Raw genomic sequence first — 16,405 nt, 5'->3', positions numbered from 1 at the left:
AAGGTAGTTATAAGAAATTCCACTAAGGAAGTCAACTACTTTTTTTAAAAGTTTTGCTGACCTTTTTCGCGGCATATTCTCTTGTGAAACAACTTAACTCTTTAAACTTTTCCGCTGCTCTCCGCGACATTCAAGTCCGGCTCTCAGCGGAAGGTTGTTATACGAAAACGGCAGACTTAAGTCAACATCTTTTTAAAGAAAATTTAAAAAAGATTCCTGCCCGCATTATCTGTCATCATCATATCTGCCAGAACAAGCGCTGACATGGCTTCTGCGACGGGGACAACTCTGGGGGCGACACATGCATCGTGCCTCCCTCTGGTGATTATCTCCCTCTCATTACCGAAGAGATCAATTGTTTTCTTGGGTACGGTTATTGATGATGCAGGTTTTACAGGGAAACGGAAAACAATGTCCTGACCTGTTGTGATACCGCCGAGGGTTCCGCCCGCATTATTGGAAAGGAAGCCGTATTTCGATATTTCATCGTTATTTTCGCTTCCTCTGAGAGTTGCCGCCTCAAAGCCTCTGCCGAACTCTATTCCCTTAACGGCAGGTATTGAGAGGATCGCCTTTGCCAGCTCCGCTTCGATCCGATCGAAAACGGGCTCGCCGATTCCCACGGGTACACCCTTTATAATAACTTCAACAACCGCTCCAATGGAGTCGCCTTGTTCCGAAATACTTAATATAAGACTTCTCATTTTTTCCGCAACGTTTCTGTCTGCGCATCTCACCGGATTTTTTTCTATGAAGTCTGCGTCAAACTCCGCTGCCCTGACATCACCCACCTGCTTTACATGCCCTGTGATGCTTATGCCTTTCTGCGCAAGCAGCTTTCTGGCCACAGCACCGGCGCATACTCTGCCTATTGTTTCCCTTGCGGAGCTTCTGCCGCCGCCTCTGTAGTCACGCAGACCGTATTTGGAAGTATATGTGAAGTCCGCATGACCGGGGCGGAAGAGATCCTTGACCTCGCTGTAGTCCTTTGATCTCTGGTTCTCATTATATACAAGCATCATTATAGGGTGGCCTGTGGTTTTGCCCTCGAATACTCCGCTGTGGAACTCCACCCTGTCCTTTTCATCTCTGGGAGTACTGACATCGCTCTGCCCCGGACGGCGGCGGTTCAGCTCAAGCTGAACATCATCCTCTGTGAGTTCCAGCCCTGCGGGACATCCGTCCAGCACGACACCGACCGACTTTCCGTGGCTTTCGCCGAAAGTTGCTATTCTGAAATTTCTGCCGAATATGCTTCCGCCCATTATATATGCTCCTATTGTTTCACAAGCCACATGCCGACAAGCGCAGCAGTCAGACTTAAGAAGAGATTTGCGAATACGTTTGCCGAACCGGCAAGATACCTGCCTTCGTCAAAAAGCAGGATTGTCTCAACACTGAATGTTGAAAAGGTTGTGAAGGCACCGAGAAACCCGGTTCCGATAAGTAGCCGCAGGTTTTCGCCCGATGTGCTGCGAAAGAAAAGTGAACCAATAACACAGCCGAGGAGGAATGAACCGGAGACATTCACAAAAAAGGTTCCCAGAGGATAACGGCCGCCCAATATAAGGAGAGACGCCTTTGAAACTCCGTATCTCGCTACGGCTCCGAAGAAACCGCCCGCTCCTATGAGGAGAATTTTTACCATGAGTCCTTCCCTCCGCCCGTTTAGCTGCAATATTTCTTTAAAAAATTTCCGTTTACTTATCCGTATTATGCACATATATATTAACCATGACAGACATTCAAGGCATAATAGTTCTGATATGTATTGCGGCGGTTATTCTGAATCTGCCGTTCGGCTACTTAAGACGTTTTACCAGAAGGTTTTCGCTTCCATGGTTCGCCTGTATTCATATACCGATTGTTTTCGTTGCTGTTATAAGGATAAGCACGCACACTCCGTGGGCGTATGCACCGCTGTTTCTGGTGATGAGTATAATTGGACAGATGATAGGATACAGGATTAAGCTGCGCCGCAGCGGGGAGCAGCAGGAGCGGTAAACCGATTCACCGCCCCTTTGTCCGTTTCTATTCCTCTTCGGGCATTTCGTAATTTTCCTCTGACTCTTCCGAAACTTCCGCCTTTTCCACCTTCACTTTTGGCATCATTTTCTCCACCTTGCGGCAGGTTATTATGAATGCGCTGTGGTTGAATGTCCACATCTCAGGCCTCACAGACCTGCCGTCCACCTTCCACGGGCGTTTGATAAGCTCGAAAGAGTTTATCTCATCGAAACAGCCCGCCTCACGCAGTGCATCCACGCATGACTTAACCTGAAGGATTGTAGGCAGATAACACACAAAAAGCCCGCCCTGACGAAGCCCTGTCTCAAGGTGAGGCACAACCTGCCACGGCTCAGGCAGATCAAGCAGAACCCTGTCATACTCGCCGTCTATGCCTTCATATATGTTGCGTACCTGAATATCGTGGTTGGATGCTTCACCGTAAAATTCCGCAATGAATTTTGCCGCATCCCCTGCGAAATCCTCACGGAGTTCGTAGCTGGTCAGCGTTCCCTGTCTGCCCAGCGCGCGGAGGATAGCTATGGAAAGCGCACCCTGCCCTACTCCTGCCTCAAGGACATTAAGTCCGGGGTATATATCCCCTTCCATGAGCATTGCTGCGGTATCTTTCGGATAAATGATCTGCGCGCGGCGTTTGATGTTCATTATGTAGTCGATGTAAGTGGGCTTGAGCACTCTGTAGCGGACACCCTTTGAAGCGGTGATTATTCCGCCGTCCAGCAATTTAACTATTTCGTCATGCTCTATGAAGCCGTACTGAGTGGTGAACCGCAGCCCCTCACGCAGCTTGGTCATATGGCGCTTGCCTCTTTCCTCGTCAATAAGAATGACGTTGGTTCCGTATTCTATTTTATTCATTTAACTTTCTCCACCAGACGGCAGAATGTGCATTTATCCATGAAGGATTCCATTCCGCAGGTCTGACATATTTTCATTTCTTCCTGATTTGCTTTTGAGCGGTCTTTATCCTTAACCCTGTCGAGAAACTTTGTGTAAAAGAAAATCTCAGTGCCGGGCATATTTTCCTCGATTGTGCTGAGCGCCTCCTTGAAAATAAGGCTTGTTGCGCCCTTGCTCATAGGGCATTCCTCCATAACATAGTCTATTCCGTTGAGGATGGCAAATGCCGCTGTCTCCCTCTCGGTGAGACGCACAAGGGGCTTCACCTTCTTTTTCAGCGTGTTTCCTCCGGCAGGGAGCACAGGGTAGGTGTTGTCCATGTATTCATCATGCCAGTGCATTATGTTAGCCAGAAGGCGGGAGGATTCATCATCCAGATTATGCCCTGTTGCCACAACATCGAACCCGCCGTCGTATGCTGTTTTATTGAAATAGTATCTCTTGATTGTCCCGCAGACTGCGCAGTCCTCTCTTTTGGCGCGCCGCGCTGCGAAAGGAACCGGATGTCCCTTCTCCCTGAGATCAACTATTATTGATTTCAGTCCGAATTTTTCGGCAAAGGCGTTTACCTTATCCTTTGAGCGGTCGGAATATCCGTTTATTCCCAAATCTATATACATTCCGGTGACATCGCATCCGAGCTTGTGGAGCACATGCCAGAGAACAAGGCTGTCCTTCCCGCCGGAGACACAGACCATGATCTTGTCTGTCTTGCGGAACATCCGGTAATATTTGATGGATTTCAATGCCTGCTCAATGAAGTACTCATTGAAGTGCTCTTTGCAGAAGGCGGCATTGGCGCGGCGGATGTTTATCACCGCATCGCCCTTACATTTCACACACTTCATCAGCCGCCGCTCACAACGTTTATGATTTTGATCGTCTGCCCGCTGTACACATGAATATCATGGGTAAGAAGCTCACCGTCCCTTGTCACAAGGGTGGTTGACTCCTTCAGGTTGAGCTTTTTTAATATATCTTTAAGCGGAGCGGGGGAGACTTCCTCTGCCCTGCCGTCGCTAAATTCGACCTTGACCAAAATTACCTCCGTAATTCCTTTCGCCGAACCAACGTCCTGTGGTTCGGCTGAAACCGCTCGCGCCGCTTAAAAAGCGGCTTTGCTACGCACGGCGCAAGTCCATCCATGGACTTGTTTAACATATGCGGTGTACAAAGATTCAGTTTCTTAGGGAGAGAGTTTGAGAGAACCCTTTCTTTACTGTAAAAGAAAGGGTTCTCTCAATTTAAGAATCCTTATAAGAAAGAAATCAGCGCAGTCTTGCGCCGAAGTCTTTTTCCAGTTTTGCTATGGCGTTTCTGAGAACAGCGTTGGTTTCCTCATCTGTGAGCGTTTTTTCAGGATCTGAGAAGAAGATTCTGAATGCGAGGCTTATCTCCTCTTCCCCAAGTCCCTTGCCGGAGTAAGTATCAAAGAGGGTAACGCTTTCAATGAGTTTGCTCTCTTTTGAAACCGCATCGGTTATATCCGCAGAGCGGACTGACGTTGACACGGCTATGGAGAAATCCTTAAACACTGTGGGCAGTTTGGAGAATTTGGAATATTTCTTCTTCTCAAGCCCTGTTGCGAGGAGTTTTTCAAGGAAAATTTCGCAGACACATAAGGGCTGATCGGAATCCACAGCCTCAAGTGTGTCAGGGTGGAGCTCACCGAAGAAGCCGAGAGATTCGCCGTCCAGCATTATTTCGGCGGATTTGCCGGGGTGCATGAACGGTCTTTCGGAGCGGACGTAGCTTACTTTGCCGAGGTTATAACCGGCAAGTATGTTCTCCACTATACCCTTAAGAGCGTAAAAGGCTTCTTCAACGGGCTTGGTGTTCCATGAGAGCCCCCAGTAGCCGCCGTAAACAGCGAAGGCGAGCCTTGTTTCCTGATAGGGGATGCCTTCGCCGTCTTTTATGTAAACTGATGATGTTTCAAATATATTAGCCGCTTTTGCTCCGCGGTTAACATTGTAGAGTATGGTTGATACAACGCCGGGGAAAACGTAAGTGCGCAGTGCGTTCATATCCTCTGAAATGGGGTTTTTGAGGATTACAAAGCGCTCTTTATCATCAAAGATGCTTAAAAATTTGTCGCTCATGAAGGAATAGTTCACCGCCTCGGAAAAGCCGAGTGAGGCGAGCTTGTTCTGGAGCAGCCTTTTATGAGTGAGCAGAGGCATAAGCCTGTCGCTGTCAGCGGGGATGAGAGGCACGGTTGCCTTGATGTTGTCATAGCCGTAAAGCCTTGCAACCTCTTCCGCCACATCCTGCCATCTTTCGATGTCCACCCTCCATGAGGGGGATGAGACTTTGTAGCCTTCTGAGCACTTTTCTGCGTCCATTCCGACAGATGCGAGGATTTTCAGCATTTCATCCGTGCTTATCTCAGTTCCGAGGAGCGCATTCACCTTTTCGGGAGTGAACACAACTTCTGGTTTGGTAACTTTTTTATAGTCATTGGAAAGAACACCTCTGCAAACTGAGCCGCCTGCGAATGAGGCAAGCAGGCTTGCCGCGTAGTCCACCATGCGGATTGTGTTTACAGGGTCGATTCCCCTTTCGTATCTGTAGGATGAGTCGGTCTGCATGCCGAGTCTTCTCGCGGTGAGGCGTGTGCTCTCAGGCTTGAAGTAGGCGCACTCAAGGAAAACATCCGTAGTGTCGTCACTTATGCCGGAATGTTCGCCGCCCATGATTCCGGCTACGGCAAGCGCTTTTTCCTCATCGCAGATGAGAAGCATGTAGTCTTTCAGCACCCTCTCCTTTTCATCAAGGGTGAGAAGTTTTTCGCCCTCTGTGGCGTTGCGGACTATTATGCCGTTTTTTATCATGCGAAGATCAAATGTATGAAGCGGCTGGCCGTATTCGAACATCACATAGTTGGTTACATCCACCACGTTGTTTATGGGGCGCACACCTGCGGCGCGCAGCCTGTTCTGCACCCAGAGGGGGGACGGGGCGATTTTCACTCCTTTTATCACTCTGCCGAGGTAAACAGGGCACTTCTCTTCATCATTAACTTTTACATATGAATAGTTTGAAGCGGCATCAGCCGTTTCCTCAAGCTTAAATTCCTTTGTTTTCAGAGGGCGGCCGTATATGGCGGCTATTTCACGGGCAATGCCCACAACGCTGAGACAGTCCGACCTGTTAGGAGTTATGGACACCTCAAGCACAGTATCACCCAGACCGAGAACCTCATTTATATCCGCACCGAGAGGGAGATATTCGGGCAGGGGCATTATTCCGTCAGACTTTTCCGCCAGACCAAGCTCCGCCTCGGAGCAGATCATGCCGCAGGATTCTATTCCGCGGATTTTTGCTCTCTTGATTTTGAAATTTCCGGGGAGCACGGCATCAATCTTGGCAAATGGGATGGTCTGCCCCGCCGCAACGTTCGGCGCACCGCAGACAACCTGATATTCCTCTGTTCCGTCCGTAACCCTGCAAAGGGAGAGCTTGTCGGCGTCAGGGTGCTTTTCGCGGTGGAGAACCTTCGCAACGACTGTGTTTTCGGCCCTTTCGGATTTATGTACCCCTTCGATCTCAAGCCCCGCCATTGTGAGCCTGTGGCAGAGATCGTTTATTTCTATGCCTGATATATCTACAAATTCATTTAACCAGCTTACGCAGACTTTCATTATATTAACTCCTAAAACTGCCTCAAGAATTTAAGGTGATTCTCAAAGAAGAGGCGTAAATCGTCTATGCCGTATTTCAGCATGGCGATACGCTCGATACCCATACCGAAGGCAAAGCCTCTGTATTTTTCCGAATCATAGTCCACATGCTTGAACACGGCAGGGTCAACCATTCCGCAGCCGAGAATCTCAAGCCAGCCCGTCTGTTTGCACACACGGCAGCCTTTGCTTCCGCAGATTACGCAGCCCATATCCACCTCTGCGCTGGGCTCGGTGAAAGGGAAGAAGCTTGGGCGGAAGCGCACGGGCACGTTATCGCCGAACATCTTCTGTATAAATACGGTGAGGATACCTTTCAGGTCGCCGAAAGTGGTTCTTTCATCCACGAGGAGCCCCTCAACCTGATGAAACATGGGCGTGTGGGTTATGTCGCTGTCACAGCGGTAAACCTTTCCGGGAGCGATTATCTTCACAGGAGGCTTGTTTTTCAGCATTGTACGCACCTGCACGGGAGAAGTGTGGGTACGCATAAGTATTTCATCTGTTATGTAAAACGTGTCCTGCATGTCTCTTGCGGGGTGCTCTTTGGGGATGTTGAGCGCCTCGAAATTGTAGAAGTCATGCTCGACCTCCGGCCCTATGGCCACTTCAAAACCCATGGCGCTGAAAATATCCACTATCTCGTCAAAAACTCTGGTAACAGGGTGTATACTCCCCGATGTAAAAGGAAGACCGGGGAGTGTTATGTCCAGAGATTCGCCGGTGAGTCTGGCGTTTTTCTCGGCGCTTTTAAGCTCAAGCTCCCTGGCATCGTGCAGGGCTTCGAAATCCGTACGGAGCGCACCGATTTTTGTTCCCGCCTCTTTTTTATCCTCATGGGAGGATATGTCCTTGAGCTGCCTGTTAAGGTTGCTTATTAGCCCGTTTTTACCGAGATATTTCACTTTCACCTGATACAGGGCATCAAGAGTGGCTGCCTGAGCAATCTCCGTCCTGTAACTTTCGAGTCCGCTTATGTCGAGCTGCATTTATCGTTCTCCGCTTTATTTCGCAAAATCATTAGAACAAGCATGATATTAAAAACAGGTGCAAAATGGCAAGGGATTATTTGAGAAATGTCCGCGCGGGGCATTAACAAATCCTAACACTTTTTGACATTTATTATCATTATACACAACATTTTTCTGATTCCGAGGTTCCATATTACCCCAGCAATATTTTGCGGAGGATATATATGTCACAGGATAATGAAAAAAAAACCGGACTGGGTAGACGCCAGTTCCTTAAGCTCTCAGCAACGGCAATGAGCGCCGCCGCTGTGGGAATGACAGTAGGCTGCGGCAGTTCATCCGGTTCAGATACTCCGGACACTCCCGCTGCTCCCAGAGCAGTTCTCCCCACGAGCGGAGCATGGAAGTTCGGCATCATTTCCGATACCCAGTGGACAAAGGATGATGACGGCAAAAACCCCGCCTCAACAGCAGTGGACATAATCAACAGCCTTAATGACGAATTTGTAAGGCACAAAGTCAAGCTTGTTGTGGCAGTGGGCGACCTCACTGATGATGCTAAACAGAACTTCACGGCAAAGCATATTCCGACAGATACAACTATCAATTACACTCCGTTTGACGGTTTCGGAATAAGGGCGCGCTACGCCCAGAGGCTTTATAACGAAGGCATAGGCTTTTTTCCCCTGAGAGGAAACCATGATGACTCTGCGGCGGCAGCGGCACAGTTCCGCAGCTTTTTCCCTCAGACAACAGGCGGAGTGCACAACGTTTACTCCGTTCAGTCTGATGCCTATTCAGCAGTAAACCCTGACATAAACTGGCTGCCTGAAATTGCCAGAACAAACACCAGCGAATTCACATTAGGCAGAAACTTCTCAAGCCCTTCCGCTGCTGAAACGGATGACATGACCGGACTCTCCTACTCTTTCGATTACGAAAATGTCCGTTTTGTCCTTCTTGATCATTTCAAAGGCGAAGACGGACTTTCACACGACACAACGCCCGTGATAAACGCAGTTGAAACCACTTCAAACCCCATCAGATTTCAGCAGAGCTGGATAGACACACAGCTTGCCGGCAGAAGCTCCGGCACACATGCATTCTGCTTTGCTCACAAAGGGCTGCTCACACAGGATCACACTGACAATATGTTCGGGTACACTGTGAACAGTGTACTCGCACCTGATTTTTCAACCCTTGACTCACCCGGCCTTGATGATTACATCACCAGCCTTGAACAAAACGGAGTGCGCTTCCACATAAACGGGCACGACCATATGCATGACAGAAGCCTTGTCTACACCAAAGACGGTTCCACTGCAAAGGTTCAGCAGCTTGTCTGTGTTTCCAACAGCTCAAAATTCTATACACCGGGAAGCGATGTTGAAAGCACCGCAGCAGCATACGGACTTACACCTGTCAACAAATCAAACGATGCACTCCTCTGGGGAGGCATACGCCAGAAGAACGTAGCTCAGGAGCTTTACTCCGTAGGCTATTATATCTTCACCGTTGACGGGCCCGTTGTCACCGTGGACTTCTACTCATCACCCGCATATACGGAAGACAGTTTCACCACCACCCCCACAATGAACTTCACCAAGAAAGAAACCTTTGGCTACAGCCTCAACGGAGAAGAATATATCATCGCTCAGGGGGGCAGCCTCACAGTAGTTGATTCCACAAGCACAGGCGGAACCAACGCAAAAATAATCAACGGTAAAAACGGTAACCTCCAGCAGGAAACAGCTTCCGGGCGCAGATTTAATCTTCATGTAAACACCGGCTGGCTTACTGCGCAGGACTCACTGAGTGAAATTTTCTTCCTGAACGGTATGACTTATACCATGGGGAGCGAGCAGACAGATGTATTTACACTCTCAATGAGCTATGACTCATCAAAAGTAAGTTCCTCGGAGATTGCCGGGGGCAAATTCGGCATCGCAACAAATGACGATGACGGCACATGGATAAATGCTGTTGATCAGAATTTCGGCGGAGGCAATACATTTGTTCAGCGCGCCTGGCAGGAAGGGGATAAGCTCGGCACTTGGGGCGTTGACACGGCAACAAACACAGTCTGGGCTGTGATAAACTACAACGGCTATTTCGCTGTGGTTAAAGGAATGTAGTTTAATACAATTCCGGCAATTTTCCGTATTACAGTAAATAATTTGATAGGGAAGCCCGAAGCGGCTTCCCTTTCTGACTCATAACAAACCCGGAACTAACCCCTGAAAACAGCGGCAGTTTCAGTTTTATTACTTTAGTGATGATCCTGCTTAACACCGCTTTAGCGCAGCTTCCACTCCGCTTTTCTTTTTTCAAGGAACGCCCTTATCCCTTCCGCCGCGTCCTCAGTGGCGCAGAGTTCGGCAAACACTCTCGTTCCGTTATCTATAGCCGCATGGTAACCCATGTCGTATGAACCGCTGATTCCTCTTTTTCCCGCTGAAACCGCCAGAGGGCTTTTTGCTGCTATGGCATCGGCTATTTCATCTGTCTTCTTTTCCAGTTCCTCATCCGGCACAACCCAGTTCACAAGCCCCATATCATGCATCATATGCGCTGTGAACCTCTCTCCCAGAAGCACCATTTCCATCGCCTTCTTTTTGCCTATGTTCTTGGTGAGCGGGATGCCGGGGCCGGTGCAGATAAGCCCCACATTGACAGCTGTCGTGCCGAACACAGCAGACTGCGCGGCAACAGTCAGGTCGCAGGCGAAACTCAGCCCCGCACCGTTTGCCACACAGTAACCTTTTACGGAGGAGATAACCGGCTTCTTCATATTCGCAATGGTGTGATTATGCATATCCATCAGAGCGATGAACTCAGGAAGCTTTTCATCCTCAACACTTTCCAGAACTTTCAGGTCAATACCCACGGAAAAATGCTTCCCGTTGTTGCGTATGATGATTACACGGACTTCATCGTCATTGTCAAAATCCTTAAGCGCCTGATTAAGGAGCACCGCAAAATCTATGCTGAATGCATTGTTCTCCGCAGCGCGGTTCAGGGTGATATAGCCTTTGTGATTGTTCTTCTCGATGATTATTTCAGAATTGCCCATAGCTCCTCCATATAGAACCATGTTATGTTAAATATCCGGTAAGGGCAATGCAAATGAGAGCAATGGCTCAGAATGACGTGTTTCGGCACAAAAAAGGGAAATCCTGATTAGGATTTCCCTTTTTCGTATCTGATTTGCCGCAAAAATCCGCACGTCCTGTCGGATTTTTGTACACGCTCGCGGTTTGCATAGCAAACCTTCGCTGCGCACGGCGGCAGACGCATCCTGCGGCTGGTTTGAGCAGCTTATACAAAAAAAGGGAAACCCTAATCAGGATTTCCCTTTTTCGTATCCTTCTACAGATAAAACCTTAATACTAAGCGTTTACCTGTTTAACAAGCTGCCTCTTAATTTACCGCTACAAAAAGTACATTCTGTCTTTTTGCAGACACGCTCAGTTGGGTTCAACCCGCCTTCGCTACTTTTGAGCAGCTTTCAAACAGGTCTGCTCGCTAAGCGTTTACCTGTTTAACAAGCTGCTCAAACTGTTCGGGGCTTTTGATAGCCATTTCAGAAAGCGATTTCCTGTCGAGGGTGATGTTTTTTTCTTTCAGCTTGCCGATGAAGGTGCTGTAGCTGAGGCCGTATTGTCTTACGGCGGCTCCGATCCTTATGATCCAAAGAGTTCTGAAGTCGCGTTTTCTGCGTTTTCTGCCTTTGTAAGCCTCAGCAAGAGCACGTTCGCCCTGCTCGCGGCTTTTTTTGTAGACATTGTTCGCTGCGCCTTGAAAGCCTTTGGAGACCTCAAGCCATTTTTTGTGACGTTTGCGGGCTTTGACCCCGCCTTTCGCTCTTGGCACTGTTCGTCCTCCTTACATTAAGCGTACGGCAGCAGTTTTTTGATATTTGCTGCGTCTTGTCCTTCAAGGATGCCAGGGTGGCGCAATGCGCGCTTTCTTCCGCTGCTTTTTGAGGTGAGGATGTGCCTCAAAAAGCCTTTTTTGTACTTAACCTTTCCGCTGCCGGTTACTTTAAATCTTTTGACAGCGCCCTTATGGGTTTTCATCTTAGGCATTAGCCTACCTCCGAAAATTAGTTGTTAACAGGCGAAATGATCATCACCTGCTGACGACCCTGCATCTCAGGTGTCTTTTCCACGACTCCTAAGCCTGTGACGTCCTGCGTCACTCTATTCAAAAGCTCCGTGCCGCTGTCCTGAAACATCATTTCCCTGCCGCGGAAGCGGATCACAAGCTTGACCTTATCCCCTTCTTCGAGGAAACGTCTGATGTGTCTCAGCTTCGTCTGGTAGTCATGATCTTCGATCTTAGGACGGAACTTTATCTCCTTGGTTTCGATCTGGTTCTGGCGCTGTTTTTTGCGCGCCTCACGATCCTTCTTATTCTTCTCGAACTTATATTTGCTGAAGTCCATAACACGGCAAACGGGAGGTGTCGCGCTTGCTGATACCTCGACGAGATCAAGTCCGGCTTCGGCGGCTAATGCCAGAGCCTCCTTTATCGATACCACTCCTCTTTGACTGCCGTCATCAAGAATAAGCCTTACTTCCGCAGAAGTTATTTCCTCATTGATCCTTTCTCTGTCGAGCGATTGCTGTTGCCTGCCGCGTATGACTCACCTCCATAATTCAAGTGACTTATTTATGTCAAGCCCTCTTAATACACTAATATAAGCGGAAAGATCAAGGTTATTTTTATTTTCCCCGTCTCTTAACCTTACAGTGAGAGTGCCGTTTTCCACTTCGTTTTTGCCGAGAATAATCATGTGGGGGATTTTCTCAAGCTGTGCTTCACGGATTTTCAGGTTGATTTTCTCGTTCCTGTAATCCCCTTCCACACGGAAACCTTCTGCCCTGAGAGCGGCTTCCACTTTTTTGCACATTTCAAGGGAATCATCGGTGATGTTCATAACCCTAACCTGAACAGGTGCTATCCACAGAGGGAAGCTGCCCGCGAAATGCTCGGTGAGAACACCGATAAATCTGTCCACGGAACCGAGAATAACTCTGTGAAGCATGATCGGCCTGTGCTTCTGTCCGTCCTCGCCGATGTAGGAGAGGTCAAAACGTTCGGGCAGGTTGAAATCCGCCTGAATTGTCGCACACTGCCAGAAGCGGCCGATGGCGTCTTTCAGCTTGATGTCTATTTTGGGGCCGTAAAAAGCGCCGTCCCCTTCGTTAATCTGATAGGGAAGACCCTTGATTTTCAGGGCTTCAAAAAGCGCAGCCGTGGCTTTTTCCCAGTTGTCATCGCTGCCTATGTATTTTTCCGGCTTGGTTGAAACCTCAATCTCAAACTCGAAGCCGAAAACGCTCATTACATCCGTCACGAAGTCTATTATTTTGACAATTTCATCGTTAAGCTGTTCCGGTGTACAGAAAACGTGGGCATCATCCTGAGTGAAGGCGCGCACACGCATAAGTCCGTGAAGAACGCCGGATTTCTCGTGCCTGTGAACAGTTCCGAGTTCAAAAAGCTTCAAAGGCAGGTCACGGTAGCTTCTCAGGTCTGACTTGTATACCATTATGTGGTTGACGCAGTTCATGGGCTTGATGCCGAATTCAACATCGTCAATCTTTGTGAAGTACATATTTTCGCCGTAGTTGTCGTAGTGACCGGAGCGCTTCCACATATCGGACTTGAGGATAGCCGGGCCGTAGACCACTTCGTAGCCTCTTTTGAAATGCTCCTGCCTTTCATACTCTTCCAGAATTGCGCGGAGTTTCCCGCCCTTGGGCAGATAAATGGGGAAGCCTGCGCCTATGTCATCCTCAACCATGAAGAGTTTGAGCTCCTTGCCTATTTTGCGGTGATCACGTTTTTTCGCCTCCTCAAGCATGTGGAGGTAGGAATCAAGCTCGTCCTTCTTGAACCAGCTTGTACCGTAAATGCGCTGGAGCTGGGGGTTTTTCTCATCCCCGCGCCAGTATGCGCCCGCAACGGAAAGAAGCTTGTAATGCTTGATTTTCGATGTGTTGTCAATATGCGGCCCGCGGCAGAGATCCATGAAGTCTCCCTGCTCGTAAAGGGACACTGTGGGGTCCTCTATTGCGTCTATGAGCTCAATTTTGTAATTTTCGCCCATATCAGTGAAGACCTTTTTCGCCTCATCCTTCGAGAGCACTTTTCTGTGCACCTCTATTTTTTCGGCGGCTATCTTCGCCATCTCCTTTTCGATCTTTTCCAGATCTTCCGGAGTGAACTTCATGTCGCCTGTGTCAAAGTCATAGAAGAAACCGTCCTTGATAACAGGCCCTATTGTGACCTTCACCTTGGGGTAAAGCCTCTGCACTGCCTGCGCCATAAGGTGGGCTGTGGAGTGGCGGAGAATTTCCAGCCCTTCCGTGTCAGTTTCCGTTATTATTTTAACCTTATCGCCTTCATTCAAAATGTATCCGAGATCGACCGCTTTGCCGTTAACTTCGCCTGCAACTGCTTTTTTGGCCAGTCCGAGGCTTATGTTTTTTGCAGCGTCCAGAACGCTGCTGCCTTCGTCAAGCACCCTCTGACTGCCGTCTGCAAGAACAATATTCATATATGTCTCCTGTTTTGCGCCTATGGAATATAAACTTTAAGATTATGACGAGAATGAGCGGTTGTCAATAGCGCCTCTGTAATATGGGCAAAAGATTATTATTAATGAAAACAAACTTTTGTGTTTATGAACTGTCGGGAGAATTGTATATTTATGGTTCACACATACCGAGGTTGAAGGGATGAAAAAAGTTTTTGCCGTTCTTCTCGCCTGTACACTGCTTGGAGCGGGGGTTTTTGCCTTTCTTTCCAAGCGCGGCGGAAGCAAAATACAGATATTGGAAACAGTTAAAGCGGAAAAAGCCACCATAGAGGATCAGCTTCTTGCCACAGGCATAGTAAAGCCTGTTGTGGGTGCAAAAATTGAGATAGGTGCCAGAGCAACGGGGCTCATAAGCTCCCTTCCCGTTAAGGTCGGCGACAGGGTTGAGGGCGGACAGCTCATCGCAAAGATAGACAGCCGCGAGATTGAGCGCAATATCGAAACCATGCGCGTGAGCCTCAGAATAATGAAGACAAACCTCGAAAAAGAGAAAAGCCTTTTTCCGGTGAACACAGACCTGCAGCATAAAAACATAGAGAAGCGCGAGGCGGATCTCCGTCTGGCGGAGCGTAACTACGGCAGACAGAAAATGCTCCACGACCAGAACGCCTCCACTGATGAAAAGCTTGATCAGTCTCTCCATGAGCTTAAACTTGCTCAGGCGGAGCTTGACAGCGCAAAGACCGAGCTGATCCGTATCCGCACCTCCCATACAAACGATGTTCAGGTGCTTGAAAACCAGATAAAGGAAACCGAAAGCCGTTTGCAGGAGCTTCTGGTTCAGAGATCATATTACGATATACACGCCCCCATCTCAGGCGTTGTGACTCAGGTTGCAGCGGATGAGGGGGAAACTATAGTGGCAGGCTTGCAGGTGGCAAACCTGATAACAATCCTCCAGCCGGAAAGGCTTGAGATGTGGATCTATGTGGATGAGACAGACATAGGCAAAATAAAAGAGGGCATGAAGGTTGTCTACACTGTTGACACATACCCGAAAAGGAAATTCGAAGGAAAAATAAGCCGGATTTATCTGGAGCCGGAAACCAAGGAAGGGATAGTCTACTACACAGCGGTAATAACCATGACATCCGAAGACGCGCTCCTTCTCAAAACCGATATGACAACCCACGTGCGCATCATCAGGGAGGTTAAGGAGAATGTTCTCTCCGTTAAAAACGGCGCGGTCAAATGGGACGGAGCGGAAAGCGTTGTCTATAAAATAACCGGCGACAAGAAAAACCCCGCAGAGCGGATCAGCGTTAAAACCGGAGTGAAGGACGAGAACAACACAGAAATCACAGAAGGTCTGAACGAGGGTGACGAGGTTGCCTTAAAAATAATTCTGCCGGAGAAAAGGCAGGGGTTTAATTAATGGTTCTGGCGAAGCTTGTTGATATACGGAAAAAATACATGCTGGAAGGGCTTGAGCTTGAGGTTCTCAAAGGGATCTCCCTTGAGATTGAGAAGGGTGAGTTCATTGCGGTCACAGGCCCCTCTGGTTCGGGCAAAACCACTCTTATGAACATCCTCGGTCTGCTTGATTCCCCCACATCAGGGCAGTATTTCCTCAACGGGGAGGATGTCTCAGGCCTGAATGACGATGAGCTTTCGCATATACGCAACCGCACGGTGGGCTTCGTGTTCCAGAGCTTTCACCTCATCCCCCATGCGAACGTGCTTGAAAATGTGCTTTTACCCGCTTACTACGGCGGGGAGAGTATGAAGATAATGGAAAAGAGAGCCCTTGAGCTCCTCGACAGAATCGGGCTTGCAGACAAACGGAAAAACCGCCCGAATCAGCTTTCAGGCGGCCAGCAGCAGAGAGTGGCAATAGCCCGCGCCCTTATTGCGGATCCGCAGATTATCCTTGCCGATGAACCCACTGGCCAGCTTGACAGCGAGACATCAGCCTCGATAATGGAGCTGATAACCGAGCTTAACCGGAGCGGAAAGAACATAATTGTCGTCACGCACGATCCCGCGACATCGGCCTACGCAAAGCGGGAGATAAGGGTTCTGGACGGAATGATAGGCTAAATTGAGCCTGCGGCAAATTTCCTGTTGCAAATCCATGAGAATTTTATATAATCCCAATCTCTGAACGGGGGTATAGCTCAGCTGGGAGAGCGCGACGCTGGCAGTGTCGAGGTCATCGGTTCGATCCCGATTACCTCCATTAAACGATGAGAATTGAAAGGCTTCCTGAATAT

At 48.8% G+C, this 16,405-nt stretch carries 16 protein-coding genes and 1 tRNA gene; 5 read left to right on the top strand and 12 right to left on the bottom strand.

Annotated features, from left to right (window positions below):
* Positions 1–203 precede the first annotated feature (203 nt).
* Both aroC and crcB read right to left on the bottom strand, forming a co-directional pair.
* The gene (gene aroC, locus OSQ85_RS13245) at positions 204–1,265 is read right to left on the bottom strand and encodes a chorismate synthase (protein ID WP_265823732.1); all 1,062 of its coding nucleotides are present in this window, start codon (positions 1,263–1,265) and stop codon (positions 204–206) included.
* Between the two features lie 11 nt (positions 1,266–1,276).
* A complete protein-coding gene (crcB, locus tag OSQ85_RS13240; protein ID WP_265823731.1) occupies positions 1,277–1,648 on the bottom strand; it encodes a fluoride efflux transporter CrcB in 372 nt (123 codons plus the stop codon).
* 86 nt (positions 1,649–1,734) lie between these two features.
* Here crcB and OSQ85_RS13235 point away from each other — a divergent pair, with 86 nt between their 5' ends.
* Positions 1,735–2,004 (top strand): hypothetical protein, encoded by a 270-nt coding sequence (locus tag OSQ85_RS13235; protein ID WP_265823730.1) that lies wholly within the window; start codon positions 1,735–1,737, stop codon positions 2,002–2,004.
* A gap of 27 nt (positions 2,005–2,031) precedes the next feature.
* Here OSQ85_RS13235 and OSQ85_RS13230 read toward each other — a convergent pair whose 3' ends face one another.
* From OSQ85_RS13230 to pheS, 5 genes are all read right to left on the bottom strand, one after another.
* Positions 2,032–2,886, bottom strand: a complete 855-nt coding sequence (locus tag OSQ85_RS13230) for a tRNA (adenine-N1)-methyltransferase (RefSeq protein ID WP_265823729.1) — start codon at positions 2,884–2,886, stop codon at positions 2,032–2,034.
* Positions 2,883–3,776, bottom strand: coding sequence for an ATP-binding protein (locus OSQ85_RS13225; RefSeq protein ID WP_265823728.1), 894 nt, complete (start codon positions 3,774–3,776; stop codon positions 2,883–2,885). The genes OSQ85_RS13230 and OSQ85_RS13225 overlap by 4 nt, the downstream gene beginning before the upstream one ends.
* Positions 3,776–3,967 carry a MoaD/ThiS family protein gene (locus OSQ85_RS13220; RefSeq protein WP_265823727.1) on the bottom strand — a complete coding sequence of 64 codons (192 nt, stop codon included), beginning with the start codon at positions 3,965–3,967 and terminating at the stop codon, positions 3,776–3,778. Before OSQ85_RS13220 ends, OSQ85_RS13225 begins: the two co-directional genes overlap by 1 nt.
* Before the next feature lie 229 nt (positions 3,968–4,196).
* The gene (gene pheT / locus OSQ85_RS13215) at positions 4,197–6,572 is read right to left on the bottom strand and encodes a phenylalanine--tRNA ligase subunit beta (RefSeq protein ID WP_265823726.1); all 2,376 of its coding nucleotides are present in this window, start codon (positions 6,570–6,572) and stop codon (positions 4,197–4,199) included.
* A gap of 11 nt (positions 6,573–6,583) precedes the next feature.
* Positions 6,584–7,600, bottom strand: a complete 1,017-nt coding sequence (pheS, locus tag OSQ85_RS13210; RefSeq protein WP_265823724.1) for a phenylalanine--tRNA ligase subunit alpha — start codon at positions 7,598–7,600, stop codon at positions 6,584–6,586.
* Between the two features lie 206 nt (positions 7,601–7,806).
* Here pheS and OSQ85_RS13205 point away from each other — a divergent pair, with 206 nt between their 5' ends.
* A complete protein-coding gene (locus OSQ85_RS13205) occupies positions 7,807–9,717 on the top strand; it encodes a metallophosphoesterase family protein (protein WP_265823723.1) in 1,911 nt (636 codons plus the stop codon).
* A 161-nt stretch (positions 9,718–9,878) separates the two neighbouring features.
* Here OSQ85_RS13205 and OSQ85_RS13200 read toward each other — a convergent pair whose 3' ends face one another.
* The 5 genes from OSQ85_RS13200 to thrS form a co-directional block, all read right to left on the bottom strand.
* On the bottom strand, positions 9,879–10,655 hold the full coding sequence (locus tag OSQ85_RS13200; RefSeq protein WP_265823721.1) for an enoyl-CoA hydratase/isomerase family protein: 777 nt from the start codon (positions 10,653–10,655) through the stop codon (positions 9,879–9,881).
* 452 nt (positions 10,656–11,107) lie between these two features.
* The gene (gene rplT / locus OSQ85_RS13195) at positions 11,108–11,455 is read right to left on the bottom strand and encodes a 50S ribosomal protein L20 (protein ID WP_128467133.1); all 348 of its coding nucleotides are present in this window, start codon (positions 11,453–11,455) and stop codon (positions 11,108–11,110) included.
* A 17-nt stretch (positions 11,456–11,472) separates the two neighbouring features.
* A complete protein-coding gene (gene rpmI / locus OSQ85_RS13190) occupies positions 11,473–11,670 on the bottom strand; it encodes a 50S ribosomal protein L35 (protein WP_265823720.1) in 198 nt (65 codons plus the stop codon).
* 17 nt (positions 11,671–11,687) lie between these two features.
* Positions 11,688–12,227 carry a translation initiation factor IF-3 gene (infC, locus tag OSQ85_RS13185; protein WP_407649378.1) on the bottom strand — a complete coding sequence of 180 codons (540 nt, stop codon included), beginning with the start codon at positions 12,225–12,227 and terminating at the stop codon, positions 11,688–11,690.
* Between the two features lie 3 nt (positions 12,228–12,230).
* Positions 12,231–14,150, bottom strand: coding sequence for a threonine--tRNA ligase (gene thrS / locus OSQ85_RS13180; RefSeq protein ID WP_265823719.1), 1,920 nt, complete (start codon positions 14,148–14,150; stop codon positions 12,231–12,233).
* Between the two features lie 181 nt (positions 14,151–14,331).
* Between thrS and OSQ85_RS13175 the strand changes: the two genes are divergently transcribed.
* From OSQ85_RS13175 to OSQ85_RS13165, 3 genes are all read left to right on the top strand, one after another.
* Positions 14,332–15,567, top strand: coding sequence for an efflux RND transporter periplasmic adaptor subunit (locus OSQ85_RS13175; RefSeq protein WP_265823718.1), 1,236 nt, complete (start codon positions 14,332–14,334; stop codon positions 15,565–15,567).
* Positions 15,567–16,232 (top strand): ABC transporter ATP-binding protein, encoded by a 666-nt coding sequence (locus tag OSQ85_RS13170; RefSeq protein ID WP_265823717.1) that lies wholly within the window; start codon positions 15,567–15,569, stop codon positions 16,230–16,232. Before OSQ85_RS13175 ends, OSQ85_RS13170 begins: the two co-directional genes overlap by 1 nt.
* Positions 16,233–16,298: 66 nt before the next feature.
* Positions 16,299–16,371: transfer RNA gene (locus OSQ85_RS13165), tRNA-Ala, on the top strand.
* The last annotated feature ends 34 nt before the right edge of the window (positions 16,372–16,405 follow it).

The organism is Geovibrio ferrireducens, assembly GCF_026226615.1.
GTDB lineage: Bacteria > Chrysiogenota > Deferribacteres > Deferribacterales > Geovibrionaceae > Geovibrio > Geovibrio ferrireducens.
This window is presented reverse-complemented; position numbering and strand designations above follow the sequence as displayed.

Excerpts from the sequence above, each read along its gene's own strand:
- OSQ85_RS13225 (WP_265823728.1), bottom strand. The coding sequence starts at position 3,776 with ATGAAGTGTGTGAAATGTAAGGGCGATGCGGTGATAAACATCCGCCGC.
- crcB (WP_265823731.1), bottom strand. The coding sequence starts at position 1,648 with ATGGTAAAAATTCTCCTCATAGGAGCGGGCGGTTTCTTCGGAGCCGTA.
- pheS (WP_265823724.1), bottom strand. The coding sequence starts at position 7,600 with ATGCAGCTCGACATAAGCGGACTCGAAAGTTACAGGACGGAGATTGCT.
- OSQ85_RS13205 (WP_265823723.1), top strand. The coding sequence starts at position 7,807 with ATGTCACAGGATAATGAAAAAAAAACCGGACTGGGTAGACGCCAGTTC.
- aroC (WP_265823732.1), bottom strand. The coding sequence starts at position 1,265 with ATGGGCGGAAGCATATTCGGCAGAAATTTCAGAATAGCAACTTTCGGC.
- OSQ85_RS13200 (WP_265823721.1), bottom strand. The coding sequence starts at position 10,655 with ATGGGCAATTCTGAAATAATCATCGAGAAGAACAATCACAAAGGCTAT.
- OSQ85_RS13175 (WP_265823718.1), top strand. The coding sequence starts at position 14,332 with ATGAAAAAAGTTTTTGCCGTTCTTCTCGCCTGTACACTGCTTGGAGCG.
- pheT (WP_265823726.1), bottom strand. The coding sequence starts at position 6,572 with ATGAAAGTCTGCGTAAGCTGGTTAAATGAATTTGTAGATATATCAGGC.
- OSQ85_RS13230 (WP_265823729.1), bottom strand. The coding sequence starts at position 2,886 with ATGAATAAAATAGAATACGGAACCAACGTCATTCTTATTGACGAGGAA.
- thrS (WP_265823719.1), bottom strand. The coding sequence starts at position 14,150 with ATGAATATTGTTCTTGCAGACGGCAGTCAGAGGGTGCTTGACGAAGGC.
- rpmI (WP_265823720.1), bottom strand. The coding sequence starts at position 11,670 with ATGCCTAAGATGAAAACCCATAAGGGCGCTGTCAAAAGATTTAAAGTA.
- OSQ85_RS13170 (WP_265823717.1), top strand. The coding sequence starts at position 15,567 with ATGGTTCTGGCGAAGCTTGTTGATATACGGAAAAAATACATGCTGGAA.
- OSQ85_RS13235 (WP_265823730.1), top strand. The coding sequence starts at position 1,735 with ATGACAGACATTCAAGGCATAATAGTTCTGATATGTATTGCGGCGGTT.